An 18,076-nucleotide genomic window follows, 5' to 3' on the forward strand; every position below is an offset into this window, starting at 1 on the left:
CCCATGAGCGAATTCAAACGCATCTCCCCCGAACAAGCCCAGGCCCTGCGCGAGAAAGGCGCAGTGGTCGTCGACATCCGTGATCAGCCTACCTACGTGGCGGCTCACATCAGCGGCGCCCAACACCTGGACAACGTCAACATCGCCGACTTCATCCGCGCAGCCGACCTCGATGCGCCGGTGATCGTGGCCTGCTACCACGGCAATTCCAGCCAGAGCGCAGCCGCCTACCTCATCAGTCAGGGCTTCTCCGACGTCTACAGCCTCGACGGTGGCTTTGAGCTGTGGCGTACGACCTTTCCTGCGGAAATTGCCTCGGGCGATTCGCAATAATTTTTTTCAAACCCCGCTACCCCGCGTGACGCTTGGCCTCGCGCCGTTTCTGACGAACGGCGCAGCCAAACTAATTACGCATCGCGCCTTGACCTCCCCGATTCCGAACTATCCTTAAGCGCAGGCCATCCGAATCAGGGGAGAGCCGGTACACCGGCGTGCGGGTCATCGGTAGCGTTTCAGGGTGTTCTGGGGGGAAAACGGCCATTGGCGATCGTCAATGACTGCCAGCATCGACTGATTGATCCGGCGTCGGCTCCACGTATCGAGCGAGGTGACGACGTCATGAGTATTTTTAGCCACTTCCAACAACGCTTCGAGTCCACACAGCAAGAAGAACTCACGCTGCAGGAGTATCTTGAGCTGTGCAAAAAGGACCGCAGCACCTATGCGTCTGCCGCCGAACGCCTGCTGCTGGCGATTGGCGAGCCGGAGCTGGTAGACACCTCCAACAACTCGCGCCTGTCGCGGATTTTTTCCAACAAGGTGATCCGTCGCTATCCGGCCTTTGAAGACTTCCATGGCATGGAAGAATGCATCGACCAGATCGTCTCCTACTTCCGCCATGCCGCCCAAGGCCTGGAAGAGAAGAAACAGATCCTCTACCTGCTCGGCCCCGTCGGCGGCGGTAAATCGTCCCTGGCCGAAAAGCTCAAACAACTGATCGAGAAGGTGCCCTTCTACGCGATCAAGGGCTCGCCGGTCTTCGAGTCGCCCCTGGGCCTGTTCAACGCCACCGAAGATGGCGCGATCCTCGAAGAAGACTTCGGCATCCCACGTCGCTACCTCAACACCATCATGTCGCCTTGGGCCACCAAGCGCCTGGCCGAGTTCGGCGGTGACATCAGCCAGTTCCGCGTGGTCAAGCTCTACCCCTCGATCCTCAACCAGATCGGCGTGGCCAAGACCGAACCGGGCGACGAGAACAACCAGGACATCTCGGCACTGGTGGGCAAGGTCGATATCCGCAAGCTCGAAGAATTCCCGCAGAACGACGCCGACGCCTACAGCTACTCGGGCGCGCTGTGCCGGGCCAACCAGGGCCTGATGGAGTTCGTGGAGATGTTCAAGGCACCGATCAAGGTGCTGCACCCACTGCTGACCGCCACCCAGGAAGGCAACTACAACAGCACCGAAGGCCTGGGGGCGATTCCGTTCACCGGGATCCTGCTGGCCCACTCCAACGAATCGGAGTGGCACACCTTCCGCAACAACACAGAACAACGAAGCGTTCATCGACCGGATCTATATCGTCAAGGTGCCGTACTGCCTGCGGGTCAGCGATGAAATCAAGATCTACGACAAGCTGCTGTTCAACAGCTCCCTGGCCAAGGCGCACTGCGCACCCGACACCCTGAAGATGCTCGCCCAGTTCACGGTGCTGTCGCGCCTCAAGGAGCCGGAAAACTCGAACATCTACTCGAAGATGCGTGTGTACGACGGCGAAAACCTCAAGGACACCGACCCCAAGGCCAAGTCGATCCAGGAGTACCGCGACACCGCCGGTGTGGACGAGGGCATGAACGGCCTGTCGACACGGTTTGCGTTCAAGATCCTGTCCAAGGTCTTCAACTTCGACCCCCACGAGATCGCTGCCAACCCGGTGCACCTGCTCTATGTGCTGGAACAGCAGATCGAACAGGAACAATTCCAGGCCGAGACCCGCGAGCGCTATCTGCGCTTCCTCAAGGAATACCTGGCGCCGCGCTACATCGAGTTCATCGGCAAGGAAATCCAGACCGCGTACCTGGAGTCCTACAGCGAGTACGGCCAGAACATCTTCGACCGCTACGTGCTGTACGCCGACTTCTGGATCCAGGACCAGGAATACCGCGACCCGGAAACCGGCGAGATTCTCAACCGCGTAGCCCTCAACGAGGAACTGGAGAAGATCGAGAAACCGGCCGGCATCAGCAACCCGAAAGATTTCCGCAACGAAATCGTCAACTTCGTGCTGCGCGCCCGCGCCAACAACAACGGCAAGAACCCGACCTGGCTCAGCTACGAGAAGCTGCGGGTGGTCATCGAGAAGAAAATGTTCTCCAACACCGAGGATCTGCTGCCGGTCATCAGCTTCAACGCCAAGGCCAGCAAGGAGGACCAGCAAAAACACAACGACTTCGTCACACGCATGGTCGAACGTGGCTACACCGACAAACAGGTACGGCTGCTCTCCGAGTGGTACCTGCGGGTTCGCAAATCGCAGTAAGGCAGCGACGCGCGTGCAGTGCCAGGCCTTGGGCCTGGCAACTGACCGCCTGTCTTTAAGCTTCCAGCTCGCAGTTTGAAGCTTGTAACGTGAAGCTGCCCGGAGGGCTCCCCATGAGCTATGTGATCGACCGACGCCTCAATGGCAAGAACAAGAGCACGGTAAACCGCCAGCGCTTCCTTCGGCGTTACCGTGACCACATCAAAAAGGCCGTGGAAGAGGCCGTCAGCCGCCGCTCCATTACCGACATGGAGCATGGCGAACAGATCAGTATTCCCGGACGAGACATCGACGAACCGGTGCTGCACCACGGTCGGGGCGGCAAACAGACGGTGGTGCACCCGGGCAACAAGGAATTCACCACCGGCGAGCATATCCAGCGCCCCCAAGGCGGTGGCGGCGGCAAAGGCCCGGGCAAGGCCGGCAATTCCGGCGAGGGCATGGATGAGTTCGTGTTCCAGATCACCCAGGAGGAATTCCTCGAATTCATGTTCGAGGACCTGGAGCTGCCCAACCTGGTCAAGCGCAACCTCACCGGCACCGACACCTTCAAGACCGTGCGCGCGGGGATCAGCAACGAGGGCAACCCGTCGCGCATCAACATCATCCGCACCCTGCGCTCGGCCCATGCGCGGCGTATCGCCCTGTCTGGCAGCAGCCGCGCGAAACTGAAGGAAGCCAAGGAAGAACTGGCCCGCCTGAAACGTGAGGAGCCAGACAACTTCGGCGATATCCAGGACATCGAGGCGGAAATCGAGAAACTCAGCGCGCGCATCCACCGCGTGCCGTTCCTCGACACCTTCGACCTGAAGTACAACCTGCTGGTCAAGCAGCCCAACCCTAGCTCCAAGGCGGTGATGTTCTGCCTGATGGACGTGTCCGGTTCCATGACCCAGGCCACCAAGGACATTGCCAAGCGTTTCTTTATCCTGCTGTACCTGTTCCTGAAGCGGAACTACGACAAGATCGACGTGGTATTCATCCGCCATCACACCAGCGCCCGGGAAGTGGACGAAGAGGAGTTCTTCTACTCACGGGAAACCGGCGGCACCATTGTCTCCAGCGCGCTGAAACTGATGCAGGAGATCATGGCCGAACGCTACCCGGCCAACGAGTGGAACATCTACGCCGCCCAGGCCTCGGACGGTGACAACTGGAATGACGACTCGCCGATCTGCCGCGACATCCTGATCAACCAGATCATGCCGTTTGTGCAGTACTACACTTACGTTGAAATCACCCCCCGTGAGCACCAGGCCCTGTGGTTCGAATACGAGCGCATCGGCGAAGCCTTTGCCGACACGTTCGCCCAGCAGCAACTGGTCTCGGCCGGCGATATCTACCCGGTCTTCCGTGAACTCTTCCAGCGCAGGTTAGTGACATGACCGCCAAAAAAGAGCAAAGACGCCAACCGATTTCCACGGGTTCCGAGTGGACCTTTGAACTGATCCAGGCCTACGACCGGGAAATCAGCCGCATCGCGGCGGGTTATGCCCTGGACACCTACCCCAACCAGATCGAAGTGATCACCGCCGAGCAGATGATGGATGCCTACGCCTCAGTCGGCATGCCCTTGGGCTATCACCATTGGTCCTACGGCAAACACTTCCTTAGTACCGAAAAGTCCTACAGTCGCGGGCAGATGGGCCTGGCCTACGAGATTGTGATCAACTCGGATCCGTGCATCGCCTACCTCATGGAAGAAAACACCATCTGCATGCAGGCGCTGGTGGTGGCCCATGCCTGCTACGGGCACAACAGCTTCTTCAAGGGCAACTACCTGTTCCGCACCTGGACCGACGCCAGTTCGATCATCGACTACCTGGTGTTCGCCAAGCAGTACATCATGCAATGCGAGGAACGCCACGGCATCGACGCCGTGGAGGACCTGCTCGACTCCTGCCATGCGCTGATGAACTACGGCGTGGACCGCTACAAACGCCCGTACCCGATTTCTGCCGAGGAAGAACGCCTGCGCCAGAAGGAACGCGAGGAGCACCTGCAGAAACAGATCAACGACCTGTGGCGCACCATTCCGAAAAAAACCGGCAAGAACAGCGACAAGGACAATGCACGCTTCCCCGCCGAACCTCAGGAAAACATCCTGTATTTCCTGGAAAAACACGCGCCGTTGCTGGAGCCGTGGCAACGGGAAATCGTGCGTATCGTGCGCAAGATCGCCCAGTACTTTTATCCACAGCGCCAGACCCAGGTGATGAACGAAGGCTGGGCGACGTTCTGGCACTACACGCTGATGAACGACCTGTACGACGAAGGCCTGGTCACCGACGGCTTCATGATGGAGTTCCTCACTTCCCACACCAGCGTGGTATTCCAGCCTGGCTTCGACAGCCCGTATTACAGCGGCATCAACCCCTACGCCCTGGGTTTTGCCATGTACCGTGATATCCGGCGCATGTGTGAGCACCCCACCGAAGAAGACCGCCGCTGGTTTCCGGAAATCGCCGGTACCGACTGGCTGTCCACGATCAAGTTCGCCATGAGCAGCTTCAAGGATGAGAGCTTCATCCTGCAATATTTGTCACCCCAGGTGATTCGCGACCTCAAGCTGTTCAGCATCCTCGATGACGACCTCAAGGACGACCTGGTGGTGCCTGCCATCCATGACGAGCCCGGCTACCGCACCATCCGTGAAACCCTGGCGGCGCAATACAACCTGGGCAACCGCGAGCCCAACGTGCAGATCTACAGCATCGACGTGCGCGGCGACCGCTCGCTGACCCTGCGTCACCAGCAACACGACCGCAAACCCCTGGGCGAATCCACCGAGGAAGTGCTCAAGCACCTGCATCGGCTTTGGGGCTTCGACATCCACCTGGAAACCCTGCAGGGCGATCAGGTGATGAAAACCCACCATGTGCCACCGCGCAGCGATCACAACGACAACGACTACGGCCGCCTGGACCTGGCCGTCGTGCATCTCTGAAACAGCAAAGCCTCCATTGGCCAGGCACAGGCGTTATCCTGTGGGGCTAATGGAGGCGTTTTCATGAAAATCTACAAAGTCGGCGGCGCGGTACGCGATCGCCTGCTGGGCATCCCGGTCACCGACATCGACCGTGTCGTCGTCGGTGCAACGGCCGAAGAGATGCTTGCCTTGGGCTATAAGCCGGTAGGCGCGGACTTCCCGGTGTTCCTCGACCCCAAAAACGGCGACGAGTACGCCCTCGCCCGCACCGAACGCAAGAGCGGCCGGGGTTACGGCGGCTTTGTGTTCCACGCCAGCCCCGACGTCACACTGGAAGAAGACCTGATCCGCCGCGACCTGACTATCAATGCCATGGCAGAAGACGACGATGGCAATGTGACGGATCCGTACGGCGGCCAGCGTGATCTCGAAGCGCGTATTCTGCGTCACGTTTCCCCCGCTTTCGCCGAAGATCCACTGCGAGTCCTGCGTGTTGCCCGCTTCGCTGCACGCTACGCCCATCTGGGTTTCACCGTAGCACCGCCAACCCTGGAACTGATGCGCCAACTCAGCGAGTCAGGCGAACTGGAAGCCCTGACCCCGGAGCGCAGCTGGAAAGAAATTTCCCGCGCACTGATGGAAGATCAGCCCCAGGTATTCATCCAGGTCCTACGGGATTGCGATGCACTGAAAACCCTGATGCCGGAAGTGGATGCGCTCTTCGGTGTGCCCCAACCTGCGGCCCACCACCCCGAGATCGACACCGGCGTGCATACCTTGAGCGTGCTGGAACAGGCCGCCTTGCACAAACAGCCGCTGACCGTGCGCTGGGCCTGCTTGCTGCATGACCTGGGCAAAGGCCTGACACCTGTGGATAAGTTGCCGCAGCATATTGCCCACGAACACACCGGCCTTAAGCTGGTCAAGGCAGTCAACGAACGCTTCAAGGTACCGAGGGATTGCCAGGAACTGGCGCTGCTGGTTTGCCAATACCACACCCACGGCCACCGCGCCCTGGAGCTGAAGCCCTCGACATTGCTGGAGTTGTTGCAGAGTTTTGACGTGTACCGTCGCCCGCAGCGCTTTGAAGAGTTTGTGGTCGCCTGTGAAATGGACGCCCGTGGCCGCAAGGGTTTCGAACAGCGCAGTTATCCACAGGCGGAGTATTTGCGCGGCGCAGCCAAGGCTGCGCGCGAAGTGGCGGTGGCGCCACTGCTGGAACAAGGCTTCAAGGGCCCGGAACTGGGCGAAGCGCTCAAGCGTGAACGGCTCAAGGCGCTGAAAGCCTACAAAGAGCAACACACCCTGTAGACCATTGTGGCGAGGGAGCTTGCTCCCGCTGGAGTGCGCAGCGCTCCCAAGATTTTGGGGCCGCTACGCAGCCCAGCGGGAGCAAGCTCCCTCGCCACAGAAAGCCCAGCTCCTACAGAAGCTCATCAGGTGTGAGCTGCTGGCCCTGCCATTCAAACCCCACAGGCGCCAGCACCTGGTCGATCTGCGCATCGCGCCACAGCTCGGCCAGTGTCTTGCCCACCTCGGGGTGCACACGCTGCGGCGCCATCAACGACAGCGGCCACAGCACGAAAGCGTTCTTGAGGATTTCTGCGCGCGGCAGGATCAAGCCATCGAAATTGCCCACCAGATCACCGTACAACAGCACGTCGATGTCCAGCGGCAGGCCCTTGCGATCCGGCGCGTAACGGCCATTGTCGGCCTCGATGAATTTCAACCGGCGATCCAGTTCCATCAGCGGCAGGTCGGTATAGGCCGACACCACCAGATTGAAGAACGGACCACTCTTGATCCCCACCGGCTGGCTTTCGAACACCGCCGAGCAGCGGATATCCGTCAAAAAACTCGCCAGCGCGTCAAGGCCTGCGCGCAGATGGGTCTCGCGCTCGATATTGCTGCCAAGGCCAAGGTAAACCTGAGTTAGCGACATCCGCGCTCGATCTCCACGCCCACGCCCTTCGCGGCCGGCACAGCCCCGGGCTTGGTCAACTTGAGGTGCAGCCAGGGAATCTGGAACTCACTCATCAACACTTCGGCCAAGCGCTCGGCGAAGGTTTCCACCAGCTGATATTGAGATTGCTCGGCAAACGCCTGGATACGTGCGGACACGCTGGCGTAGTCCAAGGCCAGGGTCAGGTCGTCACCGGCCGCAGCCGGGCGGTTGTCCCAGGCGAAGCTCAGGTCCAGGCGCAGGCATTGGCGGATTCCGCGCTCCCAGTCGTAGGCCCCGATCACGGTGTCAACTTCCAGGCCTTCGATAAACACTCTGTCCAAGCACTCTTCTCCGCAGCACGACAAGGGCGCGATGCCCCGTTAGAATCAGGGCGTCCTCGCCCGGAATAGTTAGCATGTTTTGGTCACTGGCGATTCTCGCCTACCTGCTCGGCTCGCTGTCCTTCGCCATTTTGCTCAGCCGCCTGACGGGAAATCCCGACCCGCGAATGAGTGGCTCAGGCAATGCCGGCGCCACCAATATGTTGCGCCTGGCCGGCAAGAAGCTCGCCGTGCTGACGTTGCTGGGCGACCTGTGCAAGGGCCTGTTGCCCGTGCTGATCGCCAGCCTCGCCGGCCTTACCCTGCAACAGCAGGCGTGGATCGGCGTGTGTGCCGTCCTCGGCCATCTGTTTCCCCTGTACTTCCGCTTTCGCGGCGGCAAGGGTGTGGCCACGGCGGCCGGCATGCTGCTGGGGATCTACCCACCGGCGGCCTTGCTGGCCGTTATCGCCTGGCTGCTGACGTTCTACCTGACCCGCACCAGCTCGCTCGCCGCGCTGATCGCCACCCCGCTGACCCTGCCGTTGCTGGCCTGGCAGGAACCGGCGGCGCTGTTGCCGATGAGCGTACTGACACTGCTGATCGTCTGGCGCCACCGCGGCAATCTACGCGACCTGTTTGCCGGGCGCGAACGGCATTTTTAAATACCCGCGATGAGCCCGGCTCACGTTACGCGCTACAGCGGTGACAACTGCTCCATCGGCCAGCGCGCCTGCACGCTGATCGCCAGGCTCTCATGCTGGCCGGCCTGCAAGCGCTGGCAGCCGGCATAGGCGATCATCGCGCCGTTATCGGTGCAGAACTCGGGGCGTGCGTAGAACACGTCCCCTTTCATGTCGCCGAGCATTTTTTCCAACGACGTGCGCAAGGCCTTGTTGGCGCTCACGCCGCCAGCGATCACCAGGCGCTTCATGCCGGCCTGCTTGAGGGCGCGCTTGCACTTGATGGTCAAAGTCTCCACCACGGCCTGCTGGAACGCCAGCGCGATGTCGCAACGGGCTTGCTCACTGTCGTCCCCGGCGCTGACGCTGTGCTGCCAGGTATTCAGCGCAGAGGTTTTCAGGCCGCTGAAGCTGAACATCAGGCCCGGGCGATCACACATCGGTCGCGGGAAGGTGTAGCGGCCGGCCACGCCTTTTTCGGCGAGACGGGCGATTTCCGGGCCACCTGGATAATTGAGGCCCATCATCTTCGCGGTCTTGTCGAAGGCTTCGCCGGCAGCGTCATCCAGGGATTCGCCCAGCAGGGTGTATTGGCCGATGCCGTCCACCTGAACCAGCTGCGTGTGGCCGCCGGAAACCAACAAAGCGACGAACGGGAACTCGGGCGGTGTTTTTTCCAGCATCGGTGCCAGTAAATGGCCTTCCATGTGGTGCACGCCGAGGGCCGGAATGCCCCAGGCAAACGCCAGCGCCTGGGCGCAAGAAGCCCCAACCAGCAGGGCTCCGACCAATCCGGGGCCTGCGGTGTAGGCAATCGCGTCGATCTCGGTCGGCACGCAGCCGGCCTCGTCCAGCACCTGGCGAATCAACGGCAGCATGCGCTTGACGTGATCGCGGCTGGCAAGCTCCGGCACCACGCCGCCATAGGCACGGTGCAGGTCGATCTGACTGAACAGTGCATCGGCCAAAAGCCCGCGTTCACTGTCGTAAAGTGCGACACCGGTTTCGTCGCAGGAGGTTTCAAGTCCCAGTACTAGCATGGGTTTGCGCCTTGTAGAGGCTGAATTCGAAGGCGCGCATAATAGTCGCCACTCCCCCTCCCGACTAGCGGTTTTCGATCAGAGGCTTTGCATTCCGGGCAATGAGGGGTTAACATCCGCAACCCTTAAAAACCGACGACCTCAGCCGCGAATTTCTTGCGACGAGAACGTTGATCCCGGTAATGAAAGAAGGTAGCTCTGGATGCCAGCCGTCAAAGTTAAAGAGAACGAACCCTTCGACGTAGCTCTGCGTCGTTTCAAGCGCTCCTGCGAAAAAGCCGGTGTACTGGCTGAAGTTCGTAGCCGCGAATTTTACGAGAAGCCAACTTCTGAGCGTAAGCGCAAAGCAGCAGCCGCTGTTAAGCGTCACGCTAAGAAAGTTCAGCGCGAACAGCGCCGCGCCGTTCGTCTGTACTAATACACAGACGTTCGTAGCAAGCTTCTGCCAAGCCCGGCCCTCAGCCGGGCTGCTGGCATTTGCGGATATCGCTTGATGCTTCACTGTTGACGCCGCACACGCGACCGAAACAACTGCTTCACACGTCAGGACTGGCTCTTCTGCCAGCGGTGCACGTCTCTTCTGACGAGTCTAACAAGGCTACTGACGAGCACACTTATCCTACAAACAGGCGATCAACTGTGTCGGCTGTGCCTGCACGAGCTTCCGAGGCCCACCACTGGCCAACACCGGATGCCGGGGCAACATTTCCATGCCGAAAAGCTGATTGAAATTAACGTCAGTGAATGAACGGCAGATACACTTCCTGAAAGCCCAAGCAGACAGTTGATGATCGAGCCACGATACGTGCGCCCGAGCACATCACGGGCCCTCATTTACACGCAGTGATGACGAGAACGCCATGGCCGGGCTGATTCCCCAGAGCTTTATTGACGACCTTCTGAACCGCACCGACATCGTCGATGTTGTCAGCTCGCGCGTGCAACTGAAAAAAGCCGGCAAGAACTACACTGCCTGTTGCCCGTTTCACAAAGAGAAAACCCCGTCGTTCAGCGTCAGCCCCGACAAGCAGTTCTACTACTGCTTCGGCTGCGGCGCGGGCGGCAACGCCCTCGGCTTTCTCATGGACCACGACAACCTGGATTTCCCCCAGGCCATCGAGGACCTGGCGAAAGCCGCCGGCATGGAAGTCCCGCGCGAAGAAAGTGGCCGCCCGCACAAACCGCGCCAACCCACCGATTCGCCGCTTTACCCACTGCTGACGGCCGCTGCCGACTTTTATCGCCAGGCGCTTAAAAGCCATCCGCAGCGCAAGGCCGCCGTCGACTACCTCAAGGGTCGCGGCCTCACCGGTGAAATCGCCCGCGATTTCGGCCTGGGTTTTGCCCCACCCGGCTGGGACAACCTGTACAAGCACCTGAGCAGCGACACCCTGCAGCAAAAGGCCATGATCGACGCCGGCCTCTTGGTGGAGAACGCCGAGACCGGCAAGCGCTATGACCGCTTCCGCGACCGCGTGATGTTCCCGATCCGCGACAGCCGTGGCCGCATCATCGCCTTCGGCGGCCGCGTGCTCGGGGACGACAAGCCCAAGTACCTGAACTCCCCGGAAACCCCGGTATTCCACAAGGGCCAGGAACTCTACGGGCTGTTCGAAGCGCGCAAGAACAACCGCAACCTCGATGAAATCATCGTGGTTGAAGGCTATATGGATGTGATCGCACTCGCCCAGCAGGGCCTGCGCAACGCGGTGGCAACGCTGGGTACCGCCACCAGCGAAGAACACTTGAAGCGCCTGTTTCGCGTCGTGCCCAGCGTCCTGTTTTGCTTCGACGGCGACCAGGCCGGCCGCAACGCCGCCTGGCGCGCCCTCGAAGCCACGCTGTCGAGCCTGCAAGACGGGCGCCGCGCACGCTTTTTGTTCCTGCCCGAGGGTGAAGACCCGGACACCCTGGTCCGCTCCGAAGGCACCGACGCATTCCGCGCCCGCATCAATCAACATGCGCAGCCGCTGGCGGACTACTTCTTCCAGCAACTGACCGAAGAAGCCGATCCGCGCTCCCTCGAAGGCAAGGCCCACATGGCCACCCTCGCCGCGCCGCTGATCGACAAGGTGCCGGGCGCCAACCTGCGCACCCTGATGCGTCAGCGCCTGCAAGAAATCACCGGTTTAAGCGGCGAAGCGGTCAGCCAGCTGGCCCACAGCGCACCACAAGAGGCGCCGCCAGCCTACGACCCAGGCATGGATTACGACGCCATGCCGGACTATGCCGACTTCCACCAACCCCACGAGGCCTACGCGCCCCAGCAGGAGTGGACACCGAAAAAACCCGGCGCTGGCGGCAAGCAGTGGGAGAAGAAACCCTGGAGCAAGAACGGCAAGCGCGGCGATCGTGACGAAGCCTACACCCCACGCACCCCGGTCGCCGTAGAAGCGCCAACCTTGATTGCCCTGCGCACCCTCATCCATCACCCGCAATTGGCGGGCAAGGTTGAAAGCGCCGATCATTTTGCCAACGCCAGCAACACCTACGCTCAGGTGTTAATCGCACTGATTGAAGCGGTACAGAAAAATCCTAAGCTAAACTCAATTCAGCTGATGGCTCGCTGGCACGGCACCGAACAAGGTCGCTTGTTGAAGGCACTCGCGGAAAAGGAGTGGCTAATTGACGGCGATAACCTTGAACAACAGTTTTTAGACACCATTACTAGGTTATCCGAGGGCCAGCACACGCAGACCCTCGACGAACTCATCAAGAGAGCAAGGCAGCCAGGATTATCGGCTGAAGAGCAAATTCAGATAGCAAAACAGATGCGCGACCTCTTAAAACAGAATGTTTCCGCATCAAACCCGACCTCAGCTGGCGTGTGAGGTCATAGCTCGGGTATAATCCTCGGCTTGTTTTTTGCCCGCCAAGACCTTCAGTGGATAGGGTGTTATGTCCGGAAAAGCGCAACAGCAGTCTCGTATCAAAGAGTTGATCACCCTTGGTCGTGAGCAGAAGTATCTGACTTACGCAGAGGTCAACGATCACCTGCCTGAGGATATTTCAGATCCAGAGCAGGTGGAAGACATCATCCGCATGATTAATGACATGGGGATCCCCGTACACGAGAGTGCTCCGGATGCGGACGCCCTTATGTTGGCCGACGCCGATACCGACGAGGCAGCCGCTGAAGAAGCCGCTGCTGCGTTGGCCGCGGTGGAGACCGACATCGGTCGCACGACTGACCCTGTGCGCATGTATATGCGTGAAATGGGTACCGTCGAGTTGCTGACACGCGAAGGCGAAATCGAAATCGCCAAGCGTATTGAAGAGGGCATCCGTGAAGTGATGGGCGCAATCGCGCACTTCCCTGGCACGGTTGACCACATTCTCTCCGAGTACACTCGCGTCACCACCGAAGGTGGCCGCCTGTCCGACGTCCTGAGCGGTTATATCGACCCGGACGACGGCATCGCGCCGCCTGCTGCCGAAGTACCGCCGCCCGTCGATGCCAAAGCCGCGAAAGCGGACGATGACACCGACGACGACGAGGCTGAAGCCAGCACCGACGACGAAGAAGAAGTCGAAAGCGGTCCAGACCCGATCATCGCTGCCCAGCGTTTCGGTGCGGTTTCCGATCAAATGGAAATCACCCGCAAGGCCTTGAAGAAGCACGGTCGCGCCAACAAGCAGGCAATCGCCGAGCTGCTGGCCCTGGCTGAGCTGTTCATGCCGATCAAGCTGGTCCCGAAGCAATTCGAAGGCCTGGTTGAGCGCGTTCGTAGCGCCCTTGAGCGTCTGCGTGCACAAGAGCGTGCGATCATGCAGCTCTGTGTCCGCGATGCGCGCATGCCGCGTACCGACTTCCTGCGCCAGTTCCCGGGCAACGAAGTTGACGAAAGCTGGTCCGACGCACTGGCCAAAGGCAAGGCGAAATACGCTGAAGCCATCGGTCGCCTGCAACCGGACATCATCCGTTGCCAGCAAAAGCTGACTGCGCTTGAAACCGAGACCGGCCTGACAATTGCCGAGATCAAGGACATCAACCGTCGCATGTCGATCGGTGAGGCCAAGGCCCGCCGCGCGAAGAAAGAGATGGTTGAAGCGAACTTGCGTCTGGTGATCTCCATCGCCAAGAAGTACACCAACCGTGGCCTGCAATTCCTCGATCTGATCCAGGAAGGCAACATCGGCTTGATGAAGGCTGTGGACAAGTTCGAATACCGTCGCGGCTACAAGTTCTCGACTTATGCCACCTGGTGGATCCGTCAGGCGATCACTCGCTCGATCGCCGACCAGGCCCGCACCATCCGTATTCCGGTGCACATGATCGAGACGATCAACAAGCTCAACCGTATTTCCCGGCAGATGCTGCAGGAAATGGGTCGCGAACCGACCCCGGAAGAGCTGGGCGAACGCATGGAAATGCCTGAGGATAAAATCCGCAAGGTATTGAAGATCGCTAAAGAGCCGATCTCCATGGAAACCCCGATTGGTGATGACGAAGACTCCCATCTGGGTGACTTCATCGAAGACTCGACCATGCAGTCGCCAATCGATGTCGCCACCGTTGAGAGCCTCAAAGAAGCGACTCGCGACGTACTCTCCGGCCTCACTGCCCGTGAAGCCAAGGTACTGCGCATGCGTTTCGGCATCGACATGAATACCGACCACACCCTTGAGGAAGTCGGTAAGCAGTTTGACGTGACCCGCGAGCGGATCCGTCAGATCGAAGCCAAGGCGCTGCGCAAGTTGCGCCACCCGACGCGAAGCGAGCATCTGCGCTCCTTCCTCGACGAGTGATACCAAACCCCCGGCCCAGGCCGGGGGTTTTGTTTTCTACAGCAAAAAATCCCGCGCAACACCCCTCCCCCGCAATGCCCGTCTACACTCGAACCATTCCCCGTGCCATAACGAGACCGTTATGCCCAGATTGCCGACCGTGTTACTGCTGTCGCTGCTGACCTGGACCGCAACGGCTGGCGCGTTGACTCTTACCGACGATGAGCGTGGCTGGCTGGCGGACCATCAGGAGCTGCGGCTGGGGGTGGATGCGTCATGGCCACCCTTCGAATACCGCGATGAAAATGGCCACTACCAAGGCCTGGCCGCAGATTACGTGCGCCTGATCCAGGACCGCCTGGGCGTGAGGGTCAAGCTGATCGAACCGGCGAGCTGGAGCGCTGTGCTCGAACAAGCCCGGAACAACCAGCTCGATTTGCTGCCCGGCATCATGTCCACCCCGGAACGCCAGAGCTACATGGCGTTCACGCGCCCCTACCTGGACTTTCCCATCGTAATCCTGGCCCATGAAGGCGGCGCCAAGCCACACACCCTCAAGGACCTCTACGGACTGAAAATTGCGGTGGTGGAAAACTACGCGCCCCATGAACTGCTGCGCACCCACCACCCCGATCTCAACCTGGTGGCCATGCCAAATGTCAGTTCAACCCTGCAAGCACTGGCCACCGACGAAGTGGATGCCGTGGTCGGTGACCTCGCCTCCAGCGTCTGGAGCCTGCGCCAACTGAAGCTCGATGGCTTGTACGTGAGCGGCGAAACGCCCTATCGCTATCAACTGGCGATGGGCGTGCCCCGGGACAACAAAATGCTGGTCGGCATCCTCGATAAAGTCCTCGCCGACCTTAGCCCGCAAGAAACCGACGCCATCCAGCAACATTGGGTCGGCAGCATCACCGATCATCGCGCTTTTTGGACCGACCTGCTGACCTACGGCTTGCCGACGGTATTACTCCTGAGCACCGTATTGGCCGTCGTCATTCGGATAAATCGCCGGCTCAGCTCGGAAATATCCCGCCGCGTCGCGCTAGAGCAGGAACTGCGCAGCAGCGAATACCACTACCGCGGCCTGGTGGAGAGCCTGTCCGCCATCGCCTGGGAAGCCAGCGTTGTCGATTTCACCTACAGCTACGTATCACCTCACGCCGAAGACTTGCTCGGTTACCCCCGCGCCCACTGGCTGATCCCGGGCTTCTGGCGCAACATCATTCACCCGGCCGACCTGACACGCGCCGAAACCTACTGCCACCGCGAAACCCGCGCCAACCGCGACCACAGCATTGATTACCGCGTCATCACCGCCGATGGCTGCTGTCTGTGGGTGCGGGACATTGTCAGCCTGATAGAACACGGCCATGAGCCGGTGCTGCGCGGTTTGATGATCGACATCAGCGAGGCCAAACGCACCGAAGAAGCCTTGCAGCTATCGGAGCAAAAGTTTGCCTCGGTGTTTCAGCAATGTCCGGACATCTTGATCATCGCCCGCCTGTCCGACGGCTGCCTGCTGGAGGTGAACAAGGCGTTCGAGGACCAGGTTGGCCTGAACGCTGAAGAGGTGGTGGGTAAAACCGGCACACAGTTGAATATCTGGGGGACCGAGGGTACCGGCCCGGATCTGCTGCAACGAGTGCAGACCGCCAGTATCCGCAACCTGGAGATGCCCTTTCGGCGCAGCAACGGCCAAGCCTTTACCGGCCTGATTTCCGCCGAACCGTTCCAGCTCGATACCATCGAAGCCATTGTGGTGGTGGTGCGCGATATCTCCCAGCTCAAGGAAACCCAGCAGCAACTGCAAACCTCCGAAGAAAAATTCGCCAAGGCGTTCCACGCCTCCCCCGACGGCTTGCTGTTGAGCCGCCAGAGTGACGGCCTGTTGATCGAAGTAAACGATGGCTTCAGCCGTATCACCGGTTTCAACAGCGCGGCATCCCTCGACCAGTCAGCCCTGGACCTGGGCATCTGGGTCGACCTCAACGAACGCAAGCACATGCTGGAACTGATGCAACGCGACGGTTTTGTCCGCGACTTCATCTGCCATATCCGTCGCAGCGACGGGCAGATCCGGCTCTGCGAGTTGTCCAGCCGGCCACTGCCCATTGGCGATGACGACTGCATGCTCACCATCGCCCGCGACATCACCGAGCGCCAACTGATGCAGGAGAAGCTGCAACAAGCCGCCACGGTCTTCGAAAGCACCGCCGAAGGCGTGCTGATCACCGACACCCGGCAGAACATCAGCGCAGTCAACCGCGCCTTCAGCGAGATCACCGGCTACAGCGAGGCCGAGGCCTTGGGCCACACCCCGCGCCTGCTCGCCTCCGGGCTGCACGACAGCGCCTTCTATGCGGCGATGTGGCACCAACTGACGGCCCAAGGGCATTGGCAGGGCGAGATTTCCAACCGCCGCAAGAATGGCGAGGTTTATCCCAGCTGGCTGACGATCAGCGCCGTACGCAACCGCGAGCAGTTGATCACGCACTTCGTCGCCGTGTTCGCCGACATCTCCAGCCTCAAACTGGCCCAGGCGCGCCTCGACTACCAGGCTCACCACGACCCCCTGACCGGCCTGCCCAACCGCACCCTGTTCGAAAACCGGTTGCAGGCCGCCCTCAACGGCCATCAGGAAACCGGCAAGCAAGGCGCCGTGCTGTTTCTCGACCTCGACCGCTTCAAACACATCAACGACAGCCTCGGCCACCCCATTGGCGACCTCTTGCTCAAAGACATCGCCGTGCGCCTCAAGGAACAACTGCGCGATATCGACACCGTCGCCCGCCTCGGCGGCGATGAATTCATCATCCTGCTGCCAGGCCTGCAACACGCCACCGACGCCGACTACCTCGCGAACAAACTGCTGGCGTGCTTCACCCCACCGTTCCAGGCCGGCGAACACGAGTTTTTTATCAGCGCCAGTATCGGCACCAGCCTCTACCCCCAGGACGGCACCGACGTGGCCACCCTGGTGAAGAACGCCGACGCCGCGATGTACCGCTCCAAGGCCAAGGGCCGCAACCGGGTCGAGAGCTACACCCGAGACCTCACCGCCCAAGCTAACGAACGCGTGGCCCTGGAGCACGAACTGCGCCGCGCCATCGAACGCGACGAACTGAGCCTGTACTACCAGCCGAAACTCAGCCTGGTGACACAAGAACTGATCGGCGCAGAAGCCCTCATCCGCTGGCACCACCCAACCTTCGGCGACGTGCCCCCCGAGCACTTCATTGCCCTGGCCGAAGAAAACGGCATGATCCTGCAGATTGGCGACTGGGTACTCGAACAGGCCTGCCGACAACTGCACGCCTGGCAAGGCACCTTCGACGATTTCGGCACCCTCTCGGTCAACCTCGCCGGCGCGCAACTGCGCCACCCCAACCTGCTGTCACGCATCGAACAACTGCTGCGCGACTACCACCTCGAACCCGGCTGCCTGCAATTGGAGATCACCGAAAACTTCATCATGAGCCAGGCCGAAGAAGCGCTGGCAGTCCTGCACCAACTCAAGCGCCTGGGCGTACAACTGGCGATTGACGACTTTGGCACCGGCTATTCCTCCCTCAGCTACCTCAAGCGCCTGCCGCTGGACTTCCTGAAAATCGACCAATCCTTCGTCCGCGGCCTGCCCGACGACCCCCACGACGCCGCCATCGTCCGTGCCATCATCGCCCTGGGCCACAGCATGCAATTCACCATCATTGCCGAAGGCGTGGAAAACCCCGCGCAGCAGGCGTTTCTTGCCGCAGAAGGCTGCGAACAGATGCAAGGCTACATCGTAAGCCTGCCCCTGCCGCCGGAGCTTTTTGCCGCGAGCTTTCTTCGTATGCGCCTTGAGGATTTTTCGGATAGCACAGCAGAGAAACCATCGCTATAATCC

Annotated in this window: 12 protein-coding genes and 1 pseudogene; 10 read left to right on the plus strand and 3 right to left on the minus strand. The window is 60.3% G+C overall.

Annotated features, from left to right (window positions below):
* Nucleotides 1–3: 3 nt before the first annotated feature.
* The 5 genes and pseudogenes from glpE to PSH87_RS25835 all read left to right on the plus strand — a co-directional run bounded on the left by glpE (nt 4) and on the right by PSH87_RS25835 (nt 6,782).
* The gene (gene glpE / locus PSH87_RS25815) at nt 4–333 is read left to right on the plus strand and encodes a thiosulfate sulfurtransferase GlpE (protein ID WP_017739507.1); all 330 of its coding nucleotides are present in this window, start codon (nt 4–6) and stop codon (nt 331–333) included.
* Nucleotides 334–618: 285 nt separating this feature from the next.
* A pseudogene (locus PSH87_RS25820) lies at nt 619–2,542 on the plus strand (PrkA family serine protein kinase).
* A 113-nt stretch (nt 2,543–2,655) separates the two neighbouring features.
* A complete protein-coding gene (locus PSH87_RS25825) occupies nt 2,656–3,927 on the plus strand; it encodes a YeaH/YhbH family protein (protein ID WP_017739509.1) in 1,272 nt (423 codons plus the stop codon).
* Entirely contained in the window at nt 3,924–5,489 is a 1,566-nt protein-coding gene (locus PSH87_RS25830) for a SpoVR family protein (protein WP_017739510.1), read from the plus strand. Before PSH87_RS25825 ends, PSH87_RS25830 begins: the two co-directional genes overlap by 4 nt.
* Nucleotides 5,490–5,552: 63 nt before the next feature.
* Nucleotides 5,553–6,782, plus strand: coding sequence for a multifunctional CCA addition/repair protein (locus PSH87_RS25835; protein WP_305431582.1), 1,230 nt, complete (start codon nt 5,553–5,555; stop codon nt 6,780–6,782).
* A 112-nt stretch (nt 6,783–6,894) separates the two neighbouring features.
* Here the strand turns inward: PSH87_RS25835 and folK are convergent, their stop codons facing one another.
* Together folK and folB are read right to left on the minus strand one after the other, a co-directional pair.
* On the minus strand, nt 6,895–7,413 hold the full coding sequence (gene folK, locus PSH87_RS25840; protein WP_017739512.1) for a 2-amino-4-hydroxy-6-hydroxymethyldihydropteridine diphosphokinase: 519 nt from the start codon (nt 7,411–7,413) through the stop codon (nt 6,895–6,897).
* Nucleotides 7,404–7,757 (minus strand): dihydroneopterin aldolase, encoded by a 354-nt coding sequence (gene folB / locus PSH87_RS25845; RefSeq protein ID WP_015886183.1) that lies wholly within the window; start codon nt 7,755–7,757, stop codon nt 7,404–7,406. Before folB ends, folK begins: the two co-directional genes overlap by 10 nt.
* 74 nt (nt 7,758–7,831) lie before the next feature.
* Here folB and plsY point away from each other — a divergent pair, with 74 nt between their 5' ends.
* Nucleotides 7,832–8,401: a glycerol-3-phosphate 1-O-acyltransferase PlsY gene (plsY, locus tag PSH87_RS25850; protein ID WP_017739514.1), complete on the plus strand. Its 570-nt coding sequence runs from the start codon at nt 7,832–7,834 to the stop codon at nt 8,399–8,401.
* 32 nt (nt 8,402–8,433) lie between these two features.
* Here the strand turns inward: plsY and tsaD are convergent, their stop codons facing one another.
* Nucleotides 8,434–9,459, minus strand: a complete 1,026-nt coding sequence (gene tsaD, locus PSH87_RS25855; protein ID WP_017739515.1) for a tRNA (adenosine(37)-N6)-threonylcarbamoyltransferase complex transferase subunit TsaD — start codon at nt 9,457–9,459, stop codon at nt 8,434–8,436.
* 202 nt (nt 9,460–9,661) lie between these two features.
* Here tsaD and rpsU point away from each other — a divergent pair, with 202 nt between their 5' ends.
* From rpsU to PSH87_RS25875, 4 genes are all read left to right on the plus strand, one after another.
* Entirely contained in the window at nt 9,662–9,877 is a 216-nt protein-coding gene (gene rpsU, locus PSH87_RS25860) for a 30S ribosomal protein S21 (protein ID WP_002551877.1), read from the plus strand.
* 442 nt (nt 9,878–10,319) lie between these two features.
* The gene (gene dnaG / locus PSH87_RS25865; protein WP_305431583.1) at nt 10,320–12,290 is read left to right on the plus strand and encodes a DNA primase; all 1,971 of its coding nucleotides are present in this window, start codon (nt 10,320–10,322) and stop codon (nt 12,288–12,290) included.
* 67 nt (nt 12,291–12,357) lie between these two features.
* On the plus strand, nt 12,358–14,208 hold the full coding sequence (rpoD, locus tag PSH87_RS25870) for an RNA polymerase sigma factor RpoD (protein WP_017739518.1): 1,851 nt from the start codon (nt 12,358–12,360) through the stop codon (nt 14,206–14,208).
* Nucleotides 14,209–14,329: 121 nt separating this feature from the next.
* Nucleotides 14,330–18,073: an EAL domain-containing protein gene (locus tag PSH87_RS25875; RefSeq protein ID WP_305431585.1), complete on the plus strand. Its 3,744-nt coding sequence runs from the start codon at nt 14,330–14,332 to the stop codon at nt 18,071–18,073.
* Nucleotides 18,074–18,076 lie beyond the last annotated feature (3 nt).

It is taken from the genome of Pseudomonas sp. FP453, from assembly GCF_030687495.1.
GTDB lineage: Bacteria > Pseudomonadota > Gammaproteobacteria > Pseudomonadales > Pseudomonadaceae > Aquipseudomonas.

Excerpts from the sequence above, each read along its gene's own strand:
- plsY (WP_017739514.1), top strand. The coding sequence starts at position 7,832 with ATGTTTTGGTCACTGGCGATTCTCGCCTACCTGCTCGGCTCGCTGTCC.
- tsaD (WP_017739515.1), bottom strand. The coding sequence starts at position 9,459 with ATGCTAGTACTGGGACTTGAAACCTCCTGCGACGAAACCGGTGTCGCA.
- PSH87_RS25825 (WP_017739509.1), top strand. The coding sequence starts at position 2,656 with ATGAGCTATGTGATCGACCGACGCCTCAATGGCAAGAACAAGAGCACG.
- glpE (WP_017739507.1), top strand. The coding sequence starts at position 4 with ATGAGCGAATTCAAACGCATCTCCCCCGAACAAGCCCAGGCCCTGCGC.
- PSH87_RS25830 (WP_017739510.1), top strand. The coding sequence starts at position 3,924 with ATGACCGCCAAAAAAGAGCAAAGACGCCAACCGATTTCCACGGGTTCC.
- rpoD (WP_017739518.1), top strand. The coding sequence starts at position 12,358 with ATGTCCGGAAAAGCGCAACAGCAGTCTCGTATCAAAGAGTTGATCACC.
- dnaG (WP_305431583.1), top strand. The coding sequence starts at position 10,320 with ATGGCCGGGCTGATTCCCCAGAGCTTTATTGACGACCTTCTGAACCGC.
- rpsU (WP_002551877.1), top strand. The coding sequence starts at position 9,662 with ATGCCAGCCGTCAAAGTTAAAGAGAACGAACCCTTCGACGTAGCTCTG.
- PSH87_RS25835 (WP_305431582.1), top strand. The coding sequence starts at position 5,553 with ATGAAAATCTACAAAGTCGGCGGCGCGGTACGCGATCGCCTGCTGGGC.
- folK (WP_017739512.1), bottom strand. The coding sequence starts at position 7,413 with ATGTCGCTAACTCAGGTTTACCTTGGCCTTGGCAGCAATATCGAGCGC.
- PSH87_RS25875 (WP_305431585.1), top strand. The coding sequence starts at position 14,330 with ATGCCCAGATTGCCGACCGTGTTACTGCTGTCGCTGCTGACCTGGACC.